20 protein-coding genes are annotated in these 18,159 nt (G+C 68.7%); 9 read left to right on the top strand and 11 right to left on the bottom strand.

Features of this window, described 5'->3' with window-relative positions; genetic code table 11:
• Positions 1-89: 89 nt before the first annotated feature.
• The 3 genes from ACWCRB_RS34545 to ACWCRB_RS34535 form a co-directional block, all read right to left on the bottom strand.
• Positions 90-1,121, bottom strand: a complete 1,032-nt coding sequence (locus ACWCRB_RS34545; RefSeq protein ID WP_235476843.1) for an alanine racemase — start codon at positions 1,119-1,121, stop codon at positions 90-92.
• A gap of 67 nt (positions 1,122-1,188) precedes the next feature.
• Positions 1,189-2,310: a peptidoglycan bridge formation glycyltransferase FemX gene (gene femX, locus ACWCRB_RS34540; protein ID WP_235476844.1), complete on the bottom strand. Its 1,122-nt coding sequence runs from the start codon at positions 2,308-2,310 to the stop codon at positions 1,189-1,191.
• 151 nt (positions 2,311-2,461) lie between these two features.
• Positions 2,462-2,776, bottom strand: a complete 315-nt coding sequence (locus tag ACWCRB_RS34535; RefSeq protein ID WP_105970260.1) for a hypothetical protein — start codon at positions 2,774-2,776, stop codon at positions 2,462-2,464.
• A gap of 265 nt (positions 2,777-3,041) precedes the next feature.
• On the opposite strand from ACWCRB_RS34535, the gene rpsF reads away from it, so the two are divergent.
• From rpsF to rplI, 4 genes are all read left to right on the top strand, one after another.
• Positions 3,042-3,332, top strand: coding sequence for a 30S ribosomal protein S6 (rpsF, locus tag ACWCRB_RS34530; RefSeq protein ID WP_006381649.1), 291 nt, complete (start codon positions 3,042-3,044; stop codon positions 3,330-3,332).
• Between the two features lie 80 nt (positions 3,333-3,412).
• Positions 3,413-4,021, top strand: a complete 609-nt coding sequence (locus ACWCRB_RS34525; RefSeq protein WP_450999829.1) for a single-stranded DNA-binding protein — start codon at positions 3,413-3,415, stop codon at positions 4,019-4,021.
• A gap of 57 nt (positions 4,022-4,078) precedes the next feature.
• Entirely contained in the window at positions 4,079-4,315 is a 237-nt protein-coding gene (rpsR, locus tag ACWCRB_RS34520; protein WP_006381652.1) for a 30S ribosomal protein S18, read from the top strand.
• Between the two features lie 18 nt (positions 4,316-4,333).
• Entirely contained in the window at positions 4,334-4,780 is a 447-nt protein-coding gene (gene rplI, locus ACWCRB_RS34515; protein ID WP_006381650.1) for a 50S ribosomal protein L9, read from the top strand.
• A gap of 140 nt (positions 4,781-4,920) precedes the next feature.
• Here the strand turns inward: rplI and ACWCRB_RS34510 are convergent, their stop codons facing one another.
• A complete protein-coding gene (locus ACWCRB_RS34510; RefSeq protein ID WP_450999828.1) occupies positions 4,921-6,264 on the bottom strand; it encodes an MATE family efflux transporter in 1,344 nt (447 codons plus the stop codon).
• Positions 6,265-6,718: 454 nt separating this feature from the next.
• On the opposite strand from ACWCRB_RS34510, the gene dnaB reads away from it, so the two are divergent.
• Together dnaB and ACWCRB_RS34500 are read left to right on the top strand one after the other, a co-directional pair.
• Positions 6,719-8,194: a replicative DNA helicase gene (gene dnaB, locus ACWCRB_RS34505; RefSeq protein ID WP_369029117.1), complete on the top strand. Its 1,476-nt coding sequence runs from the start codon at positions 6,719-6,721 to the stop codon at positions 8,192-8,194.
• Between the two features lie 75 nt (positions 8,195-8,269).
• A complete protein-coding gene (locus tag ACWCRB_RS34500) occupies positions 8,270-9,655 on the top strand; it encodes a serine hydrolase domain-containing protein (protein ID WP_450999827.1) in 1,386 nt (461 codons plus the stop codon).
• A 53-nt stretch (positions 9,656-9,708) separates the two neighbouring features.
• Here ACWCRB_RS34500 and ACWCRB_RS34495 read toward each other — a convergent pair whose 3' ends face one another.
• Together ACWCRB_RS34495 and ACWCRB_RS34490 are read right to left on the bottom strand one after the other, a co-directional pair.
• Positions 9,709-10,161 carry an N-acetyltransferase family protein gene (locus ACWCRB_RS34495; protein WP_450999826.1) on the bottom strand — a complete coding sequence of 151 codons (453 nt, stop codon included), beginning with the start codon at positions 10,159-10,161 and terminating at the stop codon, positions 9,709-9,711.
• Between the two features lie 46 nt (positions 10,162-10,207).
• The gene (locus ACWCRB_RS34490) at positions 10,208-11,074 is read right to left on the bottom strand and encodes a GNAT family N-acetyltransferase (protein WP_450999825.1); all 867 of its coding nucleotides are present in this window, start codon (positions 11,072-11,074) and stop codon (positions 10,208-10,210) included.
• A gap of 162 nt (positions 11,075-11,236) precedes the next feature.
• On the opposite strand from ACWCRB_RS34490, the gene ACWCRB_RS34485 reads away from it, so the two are divergent.
• Both ACWCRB_RS34485 and ACWCRB_RS34480 read left to right on the top strand, forming a co-directional pair.
• Positions 11,237-11,869, top strand: coding sequence for an HAD family hydrolase (locus ACWCRB_RS34485; RefSeq protein ID WP_450999824.1), 633 nt, complete (start codon positions 11,237-11,239; stop codon positions 11,867-11,869).
• A 414-nt stretch (positions 11,870-12,283) separates the two neighbouring features.
• Positions 12,284-13,933 (top strand): globin domain-containing protein, encoded by a 1,650-nt coding sequence (locus tag ACWCRB_RS34480; protein ID WP_450999823.1) that lies wholly within the window; start codon positions 12,284-12,286, stop codon positions 13,931-13,933.
• Positions 13,934-13,948: 15 nt separating this feature from the next.
• On the opposite strand, the gene ACWCRB_RS34475 is transcribed toward ACWCRB_RS34480, so the two are convergent.
• From ACWCRB_RS34475 to ACWCRB_RS34455, 5 genes are all read right to left on the bottom strand, one after another.
• Positions 13,949-14,431, bottom strand: a complete 483-nt coding sequence (locus tag ACWCRB_RS34475; protein WP_235476854.1) for an NUDIX domain-containing protein — start codon at positions 14,429-14,431, stop codon at positions 13,949-13,951.
• A gap of 157 nt (positions 14,432-14,588) precedes the next feature.
• Positions 14,589-15,494: a LysR family transcriptional regulator gene (locus ACWCRB_RS34470; RefSeq protein WP_450999822.1), complete on the bottom strand. Its 906-nt coding sequence runs from the start codon at positions 15,492-15,494 to the stop codon at positions 14,589-14,591.
• Positions 15,495-15,711: 217 nt separating this feature from the next.
• A complete protein-coding gene (locus ACWCRB_RS34465; RefSeq protein ID WP_450999821.1) occupies positions 15,712-16,899 on the bottom strand; it encodes a cystathionine gamma-lyase in 1,188 nt (395 codons plus the stop codon).
• Positions 16,896-17,387, bottom strand: a complete 492-nt coding sequence (locus ACWCRB_RS34460) for a low molecular weight protein-tyrosine-phosphatase (protein WP_450999820.1) — start codon at positions 17,385-17,387, stop codon at positions 16,896-16,898. Before ACWCRB_RS34460 ends, ACWCRB_RS34465 begins: the two co-directional genes overlap by 4 nt.
• A gap of 9 nt (positions 17,388-17,396) precedes the next feature.
• The gene (locus tag ACWCRB_RS34455; protein ID WP_450999819.1) at positions 17,397-17,774 is read right to left on the bottom strand and encodes a phage holin family protein; all 378 of its coding nucleotides are present in this window, start codon (positions 17,772-17,774) and stop codon (positions 17,397-17,399) included.
• A gap of 48 nt (positions 17,775-17,822) precedes the next feature.
• Here ACWCRB_RS34455 and ACWCRB_RS34450 point away from each other — a divergent pair, with 48 nt between their 5' ends.
• Positions 17,823-18,140, top strand: coding sequence for a cupin domain-containing protein (locus tag ACWCRB_RS34450; RefSeq protein ID WP_235476859.1), 318 nt, complete (start codon positions 17,823-17,825; stop codon positions 18,138-18,140).
• The last annotated feature ends 19 nt before the right edge of the window (positions 18,141-18,159 follow it).

The raw sequence follows: 18,159 nt of genomic DNA, 5'->3' as shown, positions 1-18,159 counted from the left end.
GCTGTGTGTTCTGGGGGCTGTGTTGTTTCATTCTACCGGCCTACCTCGTCAGCCGTGTACGGCCTTTCGCATGACTCGCAGCTGTGCGGTCAGCGGTCGACGATCCGGTCGAACTGCGTGGTCGTGTGCCGCAGATGGGCCACCAGCTCCTCGCCGACCTTCGGCTCCGGGGCGTCCGAGGGCACGAAGAGGATCGAGACCTGCATGTGCGGCGGCTCGGCGAACCAGCGCTGCTTGCCGCCCCAGACGAACGGGGCGAGGTTCCGGTTGACGGTGGCGAGACCGGCCCGGGCGACGCCCTTGGCGCGCGGCATGACGCCGTGCAGCGCCTTGGGGGCCTCCAGGCCCACGCCGTGCGACGTACCGCCCGCCACGACCACCAGATAGCCGTCCGAGGCCGCCTTCTGCTGCCGGTAGCCGAAGCGGTCGCCCTTGGCCACACGGGTGACGTCCAGGACCGCGCCGCGGTACTCCGTGGCCTCGTGGTCCCCCAGCCACAGCCGGGTGCCGATACGGGCGCGGAAGCGGGTCTGCGGGAACTGCTGCTGAAGCCGCCCGAGGTCCTCGGCCTTGAGATGGCTGACGAACATCGTGTGCAGCGGCAGCCGGGCCGCGCGCAGCCGGTCCATCCAGCCGATGACCTCTTCCACGGCGTCCGAACCGTCTGTGCGGTCCAGCGGCAGGTGGATCGCGAAGCCTTCGAGGCGTACGTCCTCTATGGCGGCGTGCAGTTGGGGCAGTTCCTGCTCGGTCACACCGTGGCGCTTCATGGAGGACATGACCTCGATGACGACACGGGCGCCCACGAGGCCGTGCACGCCGTCCACCGACGACACCGAGCGGATGACGCGATCGGGCAGCGGTACGGGCTCCTCGCCCCGTCTGAAGGGCGTCAGCACCAGCAGGTCGCCGCTGAACCAGTCCTTGGTCCGCGCGGCCTCGTACGTCGTGCCGACGGCCAGGACGTCCGAGCCCAGCCGCGTGGCCTCCTCCGCCAGCCGCTCGTGCCCGAAGCCGTAGCCGTTGCCCTTGCAGACCGGGACGAGCCCCGGGAACTGCTCGGACACGTGCTTGTGGTGCGCACGCCAGCGCGCGGTGTCGACGTAGAGCGTGAGCGCCATGGCCGGGACCTGGAACCTTTCTCGTGGCTGCGATCTATTCAGGGGTACGAACGGAAAGTCAGGGACATCAGCGGCGCGACATGTAGATGTCGAGCGCCTTGTGAAGCAGCTTGTTGAGCGGGAAGTCCCACTCGCCGAGATACTCGGCAGCCTGCCCACCTGTGCCGACCTTGAACTGGATCAGACCGAAGAGGTGGTCCGTCTCGTCCAGCGAGTCCGAAATGCCGCGCAGGTCGTAGACGGTGGCGCCCAGGGCGTAGGCGTCGCGCAGCATCCGCCACTGCATGGCGTTCGAGGGACGGACCTCACGGCCGATGTTGTCCGAGGCGCCGTACGAGTACCAGACGTGCCCACCGACGATCAGCATCGTCGCCGCCGACAGGTTCACTCCGTTGTGGCGGGCGAAGTAGAGCCGCATGCGGTTGGGGTCCTCGGTGTTGAGGGCCGTCCACATGCGCTGGAAGTACGACAGCGGGCGGGGCCGGAAGTGGTCGCGCACCGCCGTGATCTCGTACAGCCGCTGCCACTCCTCCAGGTCGTGGTAACCGCCCTGGACGACCTCGACACCGGACTTCTCGGCCTTCTTGATGTTGCGGCGCCACAGCTGGTTGAAGTTCTGGTGGACCTCTTCCAGCGAACGGTTCGCCAGCGGCACCTGGTAGACGTAGCGAGGCTGTACGTCGCCGAAGCCGGCCCCGCCGTCCTCACCCTGCTGCCAGCCCATACGGCGCAGCTTGTCGGCGACCTCGAAGGCGCGCGGCTCGATGAAGTCGGCCTCGATGTCGCGCAGCCGCTTCACGTCCGGGCTCTGGATGCCCGCCTTGATGGACGGGGCGTCCCAGCGCCGGATGATCACCGGCGGGCCCATCTTCACGGAGAAGGCGCCCTGCTGCTTCAGGTGGGCCAGCATCGGCTGGATCCAGTCGTCGAGATTCGGCGCGAACCAGTTGATGACCGGGCCCTCGGGCAGATACGCGAGATACCGCTTGATCTTGGGCAGCTGGCGGTACAGCACAAGACCCGCGCCGACGATCTCGCCGGTCCGGTCGTCGAACCACCCGAGGTTCTCGGAGCGCCACTCCGCCTTGACGTCGGCCCAGGCCGGAACCTGCATGTGGCTCGCCGACGGCAGGCTCTGGATGTACGCCAGATGCTGCTCTCGGCTGATCGTCCTCAGGGTCAGGCTCATTCGGGGCGCTCCTCGGGCTGGTGTGTCCCCATGGGTACAGGGGCTCCGGCTCTCGCGCCGAAGCCTACTGCGCCCTGCGAGCGCCTCGTCTGGCCGTATGCCACCTGTGCCCCGGCCCTGCGTCGGCTGGGGCACAGGTACACGGTCCGCGTCAGCCGATCACGCCGCCGAAGAGGCCGCCGTGCGCCATGCCGAGGAAGAAGCCGACCGCTGCGGCGCCGAGGCCCAGGATCAGCCCGAAGCGTTCACGGGTCGTCTCCGAGACGAACTGTCCGTACGCGCCGGTGAGGATCCCCACCAGGCCGGTCCAGGAACTGAGCAGATGCAGACTGTGGAACATCGCCGTGACGAAGGCCGTCACCCCGAGCACCAGGGTCACAGCGAGGAGGCTGTCCTGGAGCGGATGGGGCTTGCCGTCGGTGGCGAAGAGGGATCCGGCGGTGTTGGGTCGCAATGCCTGTGCCATGTGGCACCTCCTGCGGAAGGCGGCGCATCGTAGCGCCATACACACCCGATGTGTACAGATTGACGGCCACAGGGGGCTGATTTCAACCGGAAGCCGCTGTGCGGGTACTCTGTACCGTCTGCACCGGTGTCTGCCCTGGCCATGACGAGGAATCCCTTCCGGGGACTCCGATTGTCAGTGGCCGCGGATACCGTTGCGTACGCATCAACAACCCTCCTGCCACGGAACGACCGTGGCCGCTGAGTCCAAAGGAGGTGGGTTCCACATGCGTCACTACGAAGTGATGGTCATCCTCGACCCCGAGCTGGAGGAGCGCGCTGTCGCCCCTCTGATCGAGAACTTCCTCTCCGTCGTCCGTGAGGGCAACGGAAAGGTGGAGAAGGTCGACACCTGGGGCCGTCGTCGTCTCTCGTACGAGATCAAGAAGAAGCCCGAGGGCATCTACTCGGTCATCGATCTGCAGGCTGAGCCCGCGATCGTCAAGGAGCTCGACCGCCAGATGAACCTGAACGAGTCGGTCCTCCGGACCAAGGTCCTCCGCCCCGAGACCCACTGAGCCTCCCGCTCAGCTGATCCCGGGAATTCGAGTAGCAGCACCAAAAGCAGCCAGCAGCAAACCCGCCGAGAGGTTCCCCTATGGCAGGCGAGACCGTCATCACGGTCGTCGGCAATCTTGTCGACGACCCCGAGCTGCGCTTCACCCCCTCCGGTGCGGCGGTCGCGAAGTTCCGTGTCGCGTCCACGCCCCGCACGTTCGACCGTCAGACGAACGAGTGGAAGGACGGCGAAAGCCTGTTCCTGACCTGCTCGGTCTGGCGTCAGGCGGCGGAGAACGTCGCGGAGTCGCTCCAGCGAGGCATGCGCGTCATCGTGCAGGGCCGGCTGAAGCAGCGGTCCTACGAGGACCGTGAGGGCGTCAAGCGCACGGTCTACGAGCTGGACGTCGAGGAAGTCGGCGCCAGCCTGCGCAGTGCCACGGCCAAGGTCACCAAGACCGCCGGCGGTGCCGGCCGCGGTGGCCAGGGCGGTTACGGCGGCGGTGGCGGTGGCGGCCAGCAGGGCGGCGGCTGGGGTGGAAACCCCGGTGGCGCTCCGCAGGGCGGCGGCGCTCCGGCCGACGACCCCTGGGCGACCGGCGCTCCCGCCGGTGGCAACCAGGGCGGCGGCGGTGGCGGCTGGGGTGGAAACTCCGGCGGCGCCAGCGGTGGCGGTGGCGGCGGCTACTCGGACGAGCCCCCCTTCTAGGCCTTCGGGCCGAGGGCGGGTCGTACCCACACTTCTTGATCACACAGGAGAAACACCATGGCGAAGCCGCCTGTGCGCAAGCCTAAGAAGAAGGTCTGCGCTTTCTGCAAGGACAAGGTCCAGTACGTGGACTACAAGGACACGAACATGCTGCGGAAGTTCATTTCCGACCGCGGCAAGATCCGTGCCCGCCGCGTGACCGGCAACTGCACGCAGCACCAGCGTGACGTCGCCACGGCCGTCAAGAACAGCCGTGAGATGGCGCTGCTGCCCTACACGTCCACCGCGCGATAAGGGAAGGGTGACCGACTAATGAAGATCATCCTGACCCACGAGGTCTCCGGCCTCGGTGCCGCGGGCGACGTCGTCGACGTCAAGGACGGCTACGCTCGCAACTACCTGATCCCGCGGAACTTCGCGATCCGCTGGACCAAGGGTGGCGAGAAGGACGTCGAGCAGATTCGTCGCGCTCGCAAGATCCACGAGATCCAGACCATCGAGCAGGCCAACGACATCAAGGCCCGCCTCGAAGGCGTCAAGGTCCGTCTGGCCGTCCGCTCCGGCGACGCCGGTCGTCTCTTCGGTTCCGTCACCCCGGCCGACATCGCCACGGCGATCAAGGCTTCCGGTGGCCCCGAGGTCGACAAGCGCCGCATCGAGCTGGGCTCCCCGATCAAGACGCTCGGCGCCCACGAGACGTCGGTGCGCCTGCACCCCGAGGTTGCCGCCAAGGTCAACATCGAGGTCGTCGCTGCCTGAGCCCAGCGCTCACTGAGCAGTTGTGGGGCCGCACCCTCCGGGGTGCGGCCCTTCTGTTTGAGCTGGGCGCACCCGATGTTTCACGTGAAACAGCAGGAATCCGGTCGATGTTTCACGTGAAACAGGGAGCCGAGGCGGTCTCAGCGGGTCGCGCCCGTGACCATCCAGCGGCCCGAGCGGGCTCGCAGCCACAGGGTCAGCATGCGGACGGCCATCATGAGCGTCATCGCTCCCCAGACGGCGGTGAGGCCGCCACCGAGAGTCGGCACGAGCAGGGCCACCGGTGTGAAGGCAGCGAGTGTGACCAGCATCGCCCGGGCCAGATAGGGACCGTCGCCCGCGCCCATCAGTACGCCGTCGAGGACGTAGACGATCCCGCAGATCGGTTGTGCCAGCGCGACCACGAGCAGGGCCGGCAACGCGGCGTCCTTGACCACGGAGTCACTGGTGAACAGCGGCAGGAACAGCGGACGGCTGACGATCACCAGCAGGCCGAGCACGACTCCCGTGGCGATGCCCCACTCGACCATGCGGCGGGAGGCTTCGCGGGCACCCTGGGTGTCGTTCGCGCCGAGATAACGCCCGATGATGGCCTGCCCTGCGATGGCGATCGCGTCGAGCGCGAAGGCGAGGAGGCTCCACAAGGACAGAATGATCTGGTGTGCGGCGACGTCCGCGTCCCCGAGCCGCGCGGCGACGGCCGTGGCGATCATCAGGATCGCCCGCAGGGACAGCGTGCGGACAAGAAGGGGTGCGCCCGCCTGGGCGGAGGCCCGTATCCCCTTGGTGTCGGGGCGCACTGAGGCGCCGTGCCGCCGGGCACCGCGGACGACGACCGTGAGATAGGCCGCTGCCATGCCCCACTGCGCGATGACGGTGCCCCAGGCGGAACCGGCGATGCCGAGGTCCGCGCCGTAGACGAGGCCTGCGTTCAGGGCGGCGTTGGCGACGAAGCCCGCGATGGCCACGTACAGCGGGGTCTTGGTGTCCTGGAGTCCGCGCAGAACGCCGGTGGATGCGAGGACGACGAGCATGGCCGGGATGCCGAGCGCCGAGATCCGCAGATAGGTGACCGCGTACGGGGCCGCGGTGTCCGAGGCGCCGAAGAGGTCCACGAGTGCGGGTGCCGAGGGCAGGACGACGGCGATGACGGCGGCGCCGAGCAGCAGGGCGAGCCAGATGCCGTCCACGCCCTGGCGTATGGCGGCTTGGAGATCACCCGCCCCGACGCGTCGGGCGACGGCGGCCGTGGTGGCGTACGCGAGGAAGACGAAGACGCTGACGGCTGTGGTGAGGAGGGCGGAGGCGATGCCGAGTCCGGCGAGTTGAGCTGTGCCGAGGTGGCCGATGATCGCGCTGTCGGCGATGACGAAGAGAGGCTCGGCGACGAGTGCGCCGAAGGCGGGGACGGCGAGTGCGACGATCTCTCGGTCGTGCCGGCGTCGGGTCGCCCTGGGTGCAGTTGGAGCCTGTGTCATGACCACCAATCTAATCTTCCACAGGTAAGAGATGCAATGCGGTTGTGACTATTACCTCTCCTCCTGGGGCGCGCGCTGCCACGTGCCGTTCGCGGAGATCTTGGCCCAATGGGGAAACTTTTTCTTCTGCACAGCCGGTGGATGGGAAACGTACTGGTCAGAAGCTGTTTGTTGGAAGTCGCGAAAGCTTGTTCACAGGGCTGTCCACCGGGTCGTGCACAGGTTTTGCCGAGTTCTCCACAGCATCCGGGCCGTCGTCCACATGGCCTGTGGATAACCAGATTGGCTGACGGTGCCGACGGGCCTACGGTGGTGCGGCGCCCACTCCCTTCCCTCGGCCTCGGAAACGTCACAAAACCGACGCGCCAGAACCGGAGTTGGGCCTCTTATTTGTCAGTGCCGTGCCGTAGAACAGAGAGGCACGGCGAGGTCCGCTCGGCGGACGGGAGGAGGTGGCTCGGTGAGTATTTCCGAGCCCTTGGACGACCCGTGGGCCGACAGCGGTCCCAGTGATCGTCTGCCCGCCTCCCGGCAGCGCCGCGAAGGGGGCCGGAGTCGCGACGAACAGCACGACCGCGGCCGAGAGAACGGCGCGTGGGAGAGCGAGGGCACGTCCTTCGAGCGGGTACCACCGCAGGATCTCGACGCCGAACAGTCCGTCCTCGGCGGCATGCTCCTGTCCAAGGACGCGATCGCCGACGTCGTCGAGGTCCTCAAGGGCCATGACTTCTACCGGCCCGCGCACGAGATCGTCTACGGGGCGATCCTTGACCTCTACGCGAAGGGCGAGCCGGCCGACCCCATCACGGTCGCGGCCGAACTCACCAGACGCGGCGAGATCACCAAGGTCGGCGGCGCACCCTATCTGCACGCGCTGGTACAGACGGTGCCGACAGCGGCCAACGCCGAGTACTACGCGGAGATCGTGCACGAGCGCGCGGTCCTGCGGCGTCTGGTCGAGGCCGGGACCCGCATCACCCAGATGGGATACGCGGCCGACGGGGACGTCGACGAGATCGTCAACAGCGCCCAGGCAGAGATCTACGCGGTCACCGAGCAGCGCACCACCGAGGACTATCTGCCGCTCGGCGACATCATGGAGGGCGCGCTCGACGAGATCGAGGCGATCGGCTCGCGCTCGGGGGAGATGACCGGTGTGCCCACCGGGTTCACCGACCTCGACCAGCTCACCAACGGTCTGCACCCCGGACAGATGATCATCATCGCGGCTCGTCCCGCCATGGGTAAGTCGACGCTGGCGCTGGACTTCGCCCGTGCCTGTTCGATCAAGCACAACATGCCGAGCGTGATCTTCTCCCTCGAAATGGGCCGCAACGAGATCGCCATGCGTCTGCTGTCCGCCGAGGCACGCGTGGCCCTCCACCACATGCGCTCCGGCACGTTGACCGACGACGACTGGACCCGGCTCGCCCGCCGGATGCCGGACGTCTCGGCCGCGCCGCTGTACATCGACGACTCCCCGAACCTGTCGATGATGGAGATCCGCGCCAAGTGCCGCCGCCTCAAGCAGCGCGCCGACCTGAAGCTCGTGGTCATCGACTACCTCCAGCTGATGCAGTCCGGCGGCAAGCGTTCCGAGAGCCGCCAGCAGGAGGTCTCCGACATGTCGCGAAACCTGAAGCTCCTGGCCAAGGAGCTGGAGCTCCCGGTGATCGCGCTCTCGCAGCTGAACCGTGGCCCCGAGCAGCGCACGGACAAGAAGCCCATGGTCTCCGACCTGCGTGAGTCCGGCTCGATCGAGCAGGACGCGGACATGGTGATCCTGCTGCACCGCGAGGACGCGTACGAGAAGGAGTCACCGCGCGCGGGCGAGGCGGACATCATCGTCGGCAAGCACCGAAACGGCCCGACGGCGACGATCACGGTCGCCTTCCAGGGCCACTATTCGCGGTTCGTGGACATGGCCCAGACGTAGGGCCGGTGCAGGGGGCCCGGCGACAGAGGAGAAATGCGCTCGACGCAGCGCGGCCCGGCCGATGGACTTGCCCCCATGACAACACCTCAGGACGAACTTCTTCCCGGTACGCGGCGGGCGTTGCTGCACCGGATCGCTGTGGCCCAGAGTGAGGGGCGGGCACCGTCGTTGGTCGCGGCGGTGGTGCGGGGCGGGGAGACGGTATGGACGGGGGCGCGCAGCTCGGTTGACGGCCAGGTGCCCGACGCCGACGTGCAGTACCGGATCGGTTCGATCACCAAGACCTTCACCGCCGTACTGGTGATGCGGCTGCGCGACGAGGGGCTGCTCGATCTCGTCGACCCGCTGGAGAAGCATCTGCCGGGTACCGGCGCGGGGGAGGCCACCATCGCCGAACTGCTCGCGCACACCGGTGGGTTGGCGGCCGAGTCGCCCGCTCCCTGGTGGGAGCGGACGCCCGGATCGCTGCGGCCCGAGCTGGCCGACGTCCTCGGGGAGCGGCCGGTCCTGCATCCCGTGGGCCGGCGCCACCACTACTCGAACCCCGGATACAGCCTGCTCGGCGCGCTGGTCGAGGAGTTGCGCGGTGCTCCGTGGGAGGACGTGCTGCGGCGTGAGGTGCTCGAACCCCTGGGGCTGGAGCGGACCAGCGGGCAGCCGCAGGCACCGCACGCGGGCGGATGGGCGGTGCATCCCTGGGCCGATGTCCTGCTGCCGGAGCCGATCGAGGACCTCGGGCGGATGGCGCCCGCCGGTCAGCTCTGGTCCACCGCAGGGGACTTGGCGCGCTTCGCCGTCTTCCTCGCCGAGGGAGACGACCGGGTGCTGAGCGCCGCGTCCGTTGCGGAGATGCGTACACCGGCTGCTCCGCCCGAGGAGGCGGACGTGGCCGCAGGTTCGGCGTACGGCCTCGGTATGCAGGTTCAGTACCGGGACGGCCGGATGCTGGTGGGGCACGGCGGATCGCTGCCTGGCTTCCTGGCGAGCCTCACCATCGGCGTGGCGGACGACCTCGCGGCTGTCGTCCTGGCCAACTGCACCTCCGGTCCACTGGTGTCCGCGGTCGCCGCCGACCTGGTGAGGATCGTCGCGGAGGCCGAGCCGCGGATTCCCGAGCCGTGGCGACCGTTGCCCGAAGCCGACAGCTCTGTACTGGAGTTGACGGGCCAGTGGTACTGGGGGACCACCCCGTATGTCCTGCGGCTGTCGGTCGACGGGGGCGTCTCACTGGGGCCCTTGACCGGCATCGGCCGCCGCTCGCGCTTCCAGGCGAACGGCGACGGCACGTGGACGGGTCTCGACGGCTACTTCGCCGGAGAGCTTCTGCGGGCCGTACGGCGGCCGAACAGGACCGTGGACCACCTGGACCTCGGCTCGTTCGTCTTCGTGCGTCAGCCGTACGAGGAGGGGGCTTCTGTGCCGGGTGGGGTGGATCCGGACGGGTGGCGCGGGATCAGTTAGGCGTCGGACACGGGAAAGCGTCATGTTTCACGTGAAACATGACGCTTTCCCGGTCAGAGCTGGAGCTTGAAGCCCACGTGCGAAGGCGTGAAACCGAGCCGCTCGTAGAAACGATGGGCTTCCGTGCGAGTGGCGTCCGACGTCAGCTGGACCAACTGGCAGTTCTCGCGGCGTGATGTGTCGATAGCCCACTCGATGAGCTGCGTGCCCAGGCCGCTCCCGCGTTCGGCGGCGTGGACACGCACACCCTCGATGATCGACCGGGTCGCGCCCTTGCGAGACAGCCCGGGAACGATCGTGAGCTGCAGCGTGCCGACCACCTGGCCCTCGCGGACCGCTACGACCAGGTGCTGGTTCGGGTCTGCGGCGAGACGGTTCAGCGCGATGTAGTACGGGGTCAGGTCGTCCGGCGATTCGCGCTGCGCGCCCAGCGGGTCGTCGGCGAGCATGCCGACGACCGCGGGAATGTCCTCCGCCGTCACGGGCCGTATCTCAAGATCTCCCATGGCCGCAGCCTATGTACGCGGGCAGGTCCCCGTCTCGCCGCGGTCGTCAGCCCGCCGCCACCGTCAGTGGCGCGAACCGTCGCGTCCAGTCGCCCGGCAGTTCCGAGATCCCGTACGTCATCACCGCGTTGAAGCTCAGGGGTGCCAGCCCGCGCTCTTTCACCCACGCCAGCAGTTCCTCGTGTCGTACGTCGATGTCCGTTCGCAGCGGGCGGTCGGTGCGCACGGCGAGTGAGGCGAGGAGTGCCTTCGCCGTCGCCGTGTCGCGGGCGATCAGCGGGCCGACGACCTGGGTGTCCGTGGTGGGCCAGGCCGCCGCGTAGCCGATGATCCGGCCGTTCTCCTCGGCGACGCGCAACTGGTCGGCGAAGGCGGGCAGCCTGGTGATGATGTGCGTGCGGTCGGTACCGAACACCTCCTCGTCCAGCCGGATGATCCTGGCGAGATCCTCGGCCGTGGCCGCCCGTGTGCCGACCTCTGACTCAGGACCGTGCGGTGTGAAGCGCCCGCGCACCATCTCGGCCTTTCCGGTCACCTTGAAGCCGAGTTCCTCATAGAGCGGACGGCCGTACGGGGTCGCGTGCAGCGTCAGTGGAGTGGTGCCCATCGCGGCGATGACGTACTGCATCAGCCGCCGTCCGATGCCCTGACGGGCGTGCCGCTCGGCGACCAGCACCATGCCGATGGCGCCCAAGTCGGGGTTTCCGTACGGCCCGTACTCGGTGACGACACATGCGGCGACCAGCCCGCCGCCGGGGTCATCGATGCCGTAGCCCTTCCCGGCTGTGAGGAGGAGGCCCCACTTGTGCTCTTCGCGGGGCCAGCCCCGGTTCTCGGACAGGTCGGCGCAGGCGGTGAGATCGCGGTGCGTCAGACGGCGGATGGGCAGATCAGCGGGGGAAGGAGTCGGCACGCAGGTCAGGCTGTCCGACCGGTGCCCCTGACGTCCACCGGTTTGCGGTCGGACGCACGTTCTTTTGGCCATGTCGTGCCGGTCCGTACAGCGCGTGGACAGATGTTTCACGTGAAACGCCGAGCATCGGTCATCGGGTGACAGGCTCTAGCCTCGGCACACATGACGCGACTGCATCTCTTCGACCTCGACGGAACACTGCTGCATGGCTCGGCTGCCCCGGTAGAGATATCCCGGCAACTGGGGCTGGACCGCGAAATAGCCGAGTTGGAGCGGGACTTCGCGATGCGACGCGTCGAGCCCGCGGAGTACGCCCGCCGGGTGCGTCTCCTCTGGGCGGAGCTGACCGAGGCGCATGTCGACGCGGCCTTCGTGGGAGCGCCGTGGCTCCTGCGGATCAGGGAGACCTGGGCCGAGATCAGGGACCGAGGGGAGTACTGCGCGGTCGTCTCTCTGTCGCCCTCGTTCTTCGTCGAACGGCTGACGGGGTGGGGCGCGCACGCGGCGCACGGCTCGCGCTTCCCCGCCGTGCCCTTCACGGAGCCGCTGGATCCCACCGGCATCCTGACGCCCGCGGCCAAGGTGGAGATCGCGGACCGACTCTGCAAGCGGTTCGGTCTGACCCGGGCGGACTGTGTCGCGTACGGCGATTCGTTCTCCGACGCGGAACTCTTCGGGGCGGTGTCGGTCTCTGTCGCGGTGAACGCGGACCGTCATCTGGCCGGCCTCGCGACGCACGCGTACGCGGGGCGGGATTTGTGGGATGCCTATGAATTGGTGTGCGGCGCCCGGTAATTGAGGGAATTCATGGTTCGCCCCTTGCTCTTTCATGGCGAAGAAGGGCGGGACTTGTGCGCGCGGCGACGCCCGGTATGGTCGACTCCGGTTCATGTCCGCGTCGGGGCGCGTATCCCGCACACGCGGCAAGAGCAGGGCAATGCAGCCTAACGGGACGGAGAGATCGAAGACTCGCATTTCCGGTTACACGGTGGAGGCGTTCGTCCATGGTGGGACGCTGCGGTGAGAGCACTGCGGTGATTGTCACACTCTGGCCTTACTTGTCCGTACGGGACGGTAATCCGGGTTGAATATGGCCGCGTTGGACAGAGGCCGAACGGGGAAAAGCAAGCCGTCAGCGGGGGAACGCGGGCACATTCCGACCGAGGAAGTGCGCAGACCGACCGAAAGATGTTCGAGGCGAGGCAGACCATGGACGCTCCGACCACCACGTCCGCCGACAACGGCACTTCCGGCGGCAGCGGCGGGGGCGGCTGGTTCAAGCCGCGCAAGCAGCCGGAGGCGCCCCCGGGCGGTGAGCAGGAGGCGCCGGAAGGCAGTCGGCTGGCCGCGCTGCGTCCCGTGGGCAGGCCCGGTACGGGCGGCTCCCCGAGCTCCGCACCGGACGACGGCGCCCGTCCAGCCGTGACCGAGCCCGTGCCGGAGCAGGAACGAATACCCGCGCAGTCGACCCCCGAGCCCTCGGCGGGCCCTCCGACTCCCGCGCCCCTGCCTCCCCTGCCCCTCGCTCCCGCGTCACCGCTTCCCGCGCCCTTCGCTCCCGTGCCTCCGGCCACCGAAGCTCCGAAGCCTCCGCCCTTCGCCCCACGGCCCCAGGCATCAGTACCCCCAGCATCAGTACCCGCGGCCTCCGATACGCCGGCTCCCGCACCCGAGCCCGCTCCCCCCGCCCGTCCCCGTCTGGAGCCGGTCCCCGTGGCCACCACTTCCGAGCCCCGCCGGGAGGCGTCCTCGGACGCGGTGCTCATCCGGCGGACCATGGCCGTGGTCGGTCCTGTCGCCGACAAGACCACCTCGTACTTCTACGCGCTCCTCTTCGTCCGTCATCCCGAACTGCGCTCGCTGTTCCCGGCCGCGATGGACACCCAGCGGGACCGGCTGCTCAAGGCGCTGCTCACCGCCGCCGAGCACATCGACAACACCGAGGTCCTCGTCGCGTATCTGCAGAACCTCGGCCGGGGTCACCGCAAGTACGGCACCCGGCCCGAGCACTACCCGGCCGTCGGCGAGTGCCTCATCGGTTCGCTGAGCCGGTACGCCGCCGAGATCTGGAACCCGGAGACCGAGGCGGCCTGGGTACGGGCGTACACGACGATGTCGCAGGTGATGATCGACGCGGCGGCCGTCGACGAACTGCGCGCTCCGGCCTGGTGGTACGGGGAGGTGGTCTCGCATGATCTCCGGACCCCGGACATAGCTGTTCTCACCGTCCGGCCCGACCAGCCGTACCCGTTTCTCGCCGGGCAGTACACGAGCCTGGAGACGCCCTGGTGGCCCCGTATCTGGCGGCACTACTCCTTCGCCTCGGCGCCCCGCTCCGACGGTCTGCTGTCCTTCCACGTGAAGGCGGTGCCCGCGGGCTGGGTCTCCAACGCGCTGGTGCACCGCGCCCGGCCCGGCGACATCGTCCGGCTCGGCCCGCCCGCCGGCACGATGACCGTTGACCACACCACCAACAGCGGCCTGCTCTGTCTGGGCGGGGGCACCGGCATCGCGCCCATAAAGGCGCTGGTCGAGGATGTCGCCGAACACGGTGACAGGAGGCGGGTGGAGGTGTTCTACGGCGCCCGTACGGATGTCGACCTGTACGACATCGACACCATGCTGCGCCTCCAGCAGAACCACCCCTGGCTCGCCGTGCGCGCGGTCATCGACGAGCAGGCGCATCTCCAGCTCCCCGACGCCGTACGGGAGTACGGGCCCTGGTACGAGTACGACGCCTATCTGTCGGGCCCGCCCGGGATGATCCGCAGCGGTGTGGACGCGCTGCGTCGCGCCGGTTTCCCCGCGGAACGGATCCGCCACGACTCGGTGGAGGAACTGGTCGTCACCGGCAACTGACCCGCGTGCGCGCTGTCAACCCAGGTCGGGCGCGTGCATCGCTCGTACGCCTTCGATGTTCCCGTCCAGATAATGGCGCAGCGACAGCGGTACGAGGTGGACGGAGGCGATGCCGACCCGCGTGAACGGGATACGGACGATCTCGTACTCGCCGCAGGGCTCGTCGACTTCGGGGCCGTGGCGCAGCGAGGGGTTCATGGACTCCAGCCGGCAGACGAAGAAGTGCTGCACCTTCACGCCTGTGGCGCCGCCGTCCGCGCCGATGTGTTCGACGGTGTCCACGAAGCAGGGCACCACGTCGGTGATCTTGGCGCCCAGCTCTTCGTGCACTTCACGGTGCAGGGCGTCGACGACGGTCGTGTCGTCCGGTTCGACCCCGCCGCCCGGAGTGAGCCAGTAGGGATCGACCCCCGGCTTGGTCCGCTTGATGAGGATCAGGTCATTGCCATCGAGCAGGATGGCGCGTGCGGTGCGCTTGACCACGGGTCGGACGGTCATGGGAGGAATGTGGCCCGGCTGGTTCCACGTGAAACATGTCGGTTCCCCATGAAGCGTTCTCGGCTGCGCAAAGGTGCTGGACTCTCACGAACGAAATGCCTGTTTCACGTGAAACATCGCAGAGGTCCACGGCAGGATCACCGGGATCCATGGAGGCTCAGCCCCAGTCGGCGGCAGCGCGCTGGAGCCATTCGTGCGCCCGCGCGATATGGGGCATCGCCAGTGTGCCGGTGCGGACCACCAGGAAGTACGTCCGCAGTGGGGGCACCGCCGGATCGAGCAGAGCGACCACCTCGCCGCGCTCCAGTGCGGGCGCGCACAGATAGCGGGGCAGTACCGCGAGCCCCGCGCCCGCGGCGGCGCACGTGAGCACCGCGCGCAGGTCGGGCACGATGACGGTGCCCGAGGCCGCCGGGCGGGAGTCGAAGACGGAGGCCCAGTAGCGGGAGATGAAGGGCAGCGACTCGTGGACCTCCACCACAGGGAGGTTCTCCAGGACGGAGGCCCCCTTGCGGCGCAGCTTCCCGGGGCCGAAGTGGCAGGCCCAGCGCGGCGCTGCGACCAGGACGTGCTCCTCGTCGCAGAGCGCAGTCGCTGTGAGCAGGGAGCCGCGCGGACGGGCCGTACTGATGGCCAGATCGTGATGCCCGGCCGACAGCCCCTCCAGGGTTTCCTCGGCATTGCCGAACGAGACCCGCAGCGCGAAGCCCTGGCCGTCGTCCCCGGTCAGTTCCGTGAGCGCGGGAAGCGCGCGCTCCGCGGTGAACTCCGATGGCCCGGCCAGATGCAGTGTGCGTACGGAGGAGTCCTCGTCGAGCCCGGTCTCGGTGATCTCCACGAGCGCGTCGAGATGCGGCGCGGCCTTGTGCGCGAGTTCGTCGCCGATGGTCGTGGGGGTCACGCCACGGGCCTGACGCAGGAACAGAGGGCGCCCCAGCTGTCGCTCCAGGGTGCGGATCTGCGAGGTGACGGCAGGCTGCGAGAGGCCCAGCAGGGCGGCGGCACGGGTGAAGGAGCCGGCGCGGTGGACGGTCACGAAGGTGCGCAGCAAGGCCAGGTCCATGCCGCGCCCTCCCCTTCTCCGCTTCTCTGCTCATTCCCGGCCCCCCGGCCGCGCCCAACTATAAATAAGTCGATAGGTCTCTGTCGCTACAGTGATTGGACACTGACACAGAGTCAACTAGCCTTGCTTGCGCGGTTCTTCGCGCGCGGAACCGCGGCGGTCCGAGCCACGAGGGGGGAGGCTCGGACCGCCGGTGGGCGTAGCGGAACGCACCTCTTCACCCCGTGCCGAGTGGTCGGTCCGCCGACTCCTCCAGCGCACGCAGCACATCCGCCACCAGGTCCTCCGGGTCCTCGGCTCCGACCGAGAAGCGGACGAAGCCCTCGGGCACGGCGTCCCCGCCCCACCGGCCGCGCCGCTCGGCCGTGGACCGCACCCCGCCGAAGCTCGTCGCGTCGTCCACGAGCCGCAGCGCGCCGAGAAAACGGTCGGCACGCGCGCGCGTGGGCAGCACGAAGGAAACCACACACCCATAGCGCCGCATCTGCCGCGAAGCGATCTTGTACGAGGGGTCCTCCGGAAGCCCCGGATAGCGCAGCCCGGTCACCTCGGGCCGCCCGCGCAGGGCCTCGGCGAGGACCAGCGCCGTGGCGTCCTGCCGGTCGACGCGCAAGGGGAGCGTGGCGATCGACCGGTGGGCGAGCCAGGCCTCCATGGGCCCGGGAATCGCCCCGACGATCTTGCGCCACCGCCGTACGGCGGCCATCGCGGAGGCGTCCGCCCCGGTGACGTAGCCGAGGAGCACGTCGCCGTGCCCGGTGAGCTGCTTGGTTCCGCTGGCCACGGAGAAGTCGGCGCCGAGTTCCAGCGGGCGCTGTCCGAGCGGCGTCGCCAGGGTGTTGTCGACGGCCACGAGACAGCCACGCGTGTGTGCCGCCTCGGCGAGCCGTCGTACGTCGCACACGTCGAGTCCCGGGTTCGACGGGGTCTCGATCCACAGCAGTCGCGCACCGTCGAGAACGTCGAGCTGAGCGTCGCCGCCCGTTGCGGCGGTGCGCACCTCGATGCCGTACGCCTCCAGTTGGGCCCGCACCAGTGGCAGCGCCTGGTAGCCGTCGTCGGGCAGGACGACGGTGTCCCCGGTGCGCAGCTGGGAGAAGAGCACCGACGACACGGCGGCCATGCCGGAGGCGAAGACGAGTGTCTCGACGCCGTCCCGCCCCGGAGCCTCCAGCTCGCTGATGGCGCGCTCCAGCAGCGTCCAGGTCGGGTTCTCGTCGCGGCCGTAGGTGTAGGGGCCGGTGGGGGCGCCCGGCAGGTGGTAGTGGGCCGCGAACACCGGACCGGGGAGGGCCGGTTCGTACTTGACCGGCTCGGGCAGCCCCGCCCGTACCGCGCGCGTGCCGTCACCCAAACCCGGGTTCGCGCGTACGCCCGAATCCTCGTCCGCAGCCGGATCGTTCATGCCGCCCGTCCCTCCACTTCCGCCTGTACCGCGGCGAGCAGGCCCGCGCTCGCCGCCTCCACCATCTCAAGGCACTCCTCGAAACCGTCCATACCCCCGTAGTACGGGTCCGGGACGTCGAGATCGGCGCCCGCCGCCGGATCGTAGGAGCGCAGCAGGCGTACCTTCGCCGCGTCCTCAGGAGTGGGCGCGAGGCGGCGCAGCGCCTTCAGGTGGCCCGCGTCGAGGGCTATGACGAGGTCGAGGCGGGCGAACCACGCGGCCCGGAACTGGCGGGCCGCGTGGTCGCCTTCGTAGCCGGCCGCCGCCAGCACGGAGACCGTTCGCGGGTCCGCGCCGTCGCCCTCGTGCCAGCCGCCCGTGCCGGCACTGTCGACCTCGACCATGCCTGCCATCCCGGCCTCCTCCACGCGCGCGCGGAAGACCGACTCCGCCATCGGGGAGCGGCATATGTTGCCGGTGCAGACGAAGCAGACGCGGTAGGTCATCGGGAGTCCTCAGTCATTGTCGGGGAGGACGATGTGCAGCGCCCAGGAGACGATCGAGATGATCAGGCCGCCCAGAACGGCCGTCCAGAAGCCGTCCACGTGGAAGCTCAGGTCGAACTTGTCGGCCAGCCATGAGGTGAGCAGCAGCATCAGGGCGTTGACCACCAGGGTGATCAGGCCGAGCGTGAGGATGAACAGGGGGAAGGTGAGCACCTGGAGGATCGGCTTGACCAGGAAGTTCACCAGGCCGAACAGGAGCGCGACGACAATCAGTGTGCCGATCTTCTTGCCCGTGTTGTCACCGGTCAGGGTGATCTTGTCCAGCACCCACACGGCCACGCCGAGAGCACCCGCGTTGGCGATCGTCTTGACTACGAAATTCTTCATGTGTCTGATCGTGGCAGACGAGATCGGTTACGAGCGTGGGCGAGGGCGATGAAGGCATTCCGGTTGGATGAACTGGAGGCGGAACGTGCCGCCAACGACGGCGCCTACCTGCAGTTCCTGCACGAACGGAACATGTCGGTCGGCCTCTACGCACTGGACGCGGGCGAGCACGACCCGCAGCAGCCCCACAGCCAGGACGAGGTGTACTTCGTGGTGAGCGGGCGCGCCGCGATCACCGTCGGCATGGAGACGACCCAGGTGGCGCGCGGCAGCGTCGTGTACGTGCCGGCCGGGGTGGCCCACAAGTTCCACCACATCAGCGAGGACCTGCGGGTCATGGTGATCTTCTCTCCGCCCGAGAGGTGACCCGCAGCCTCAGGGTTCC

This window comes from Streptomyces sp. NPDC002156 (assembly GCF_053593675.1).
Note: the sequence above shows the minus strand (reverse complement) of the source record. Positions and strands in the feature narration are given on the sequence as shown.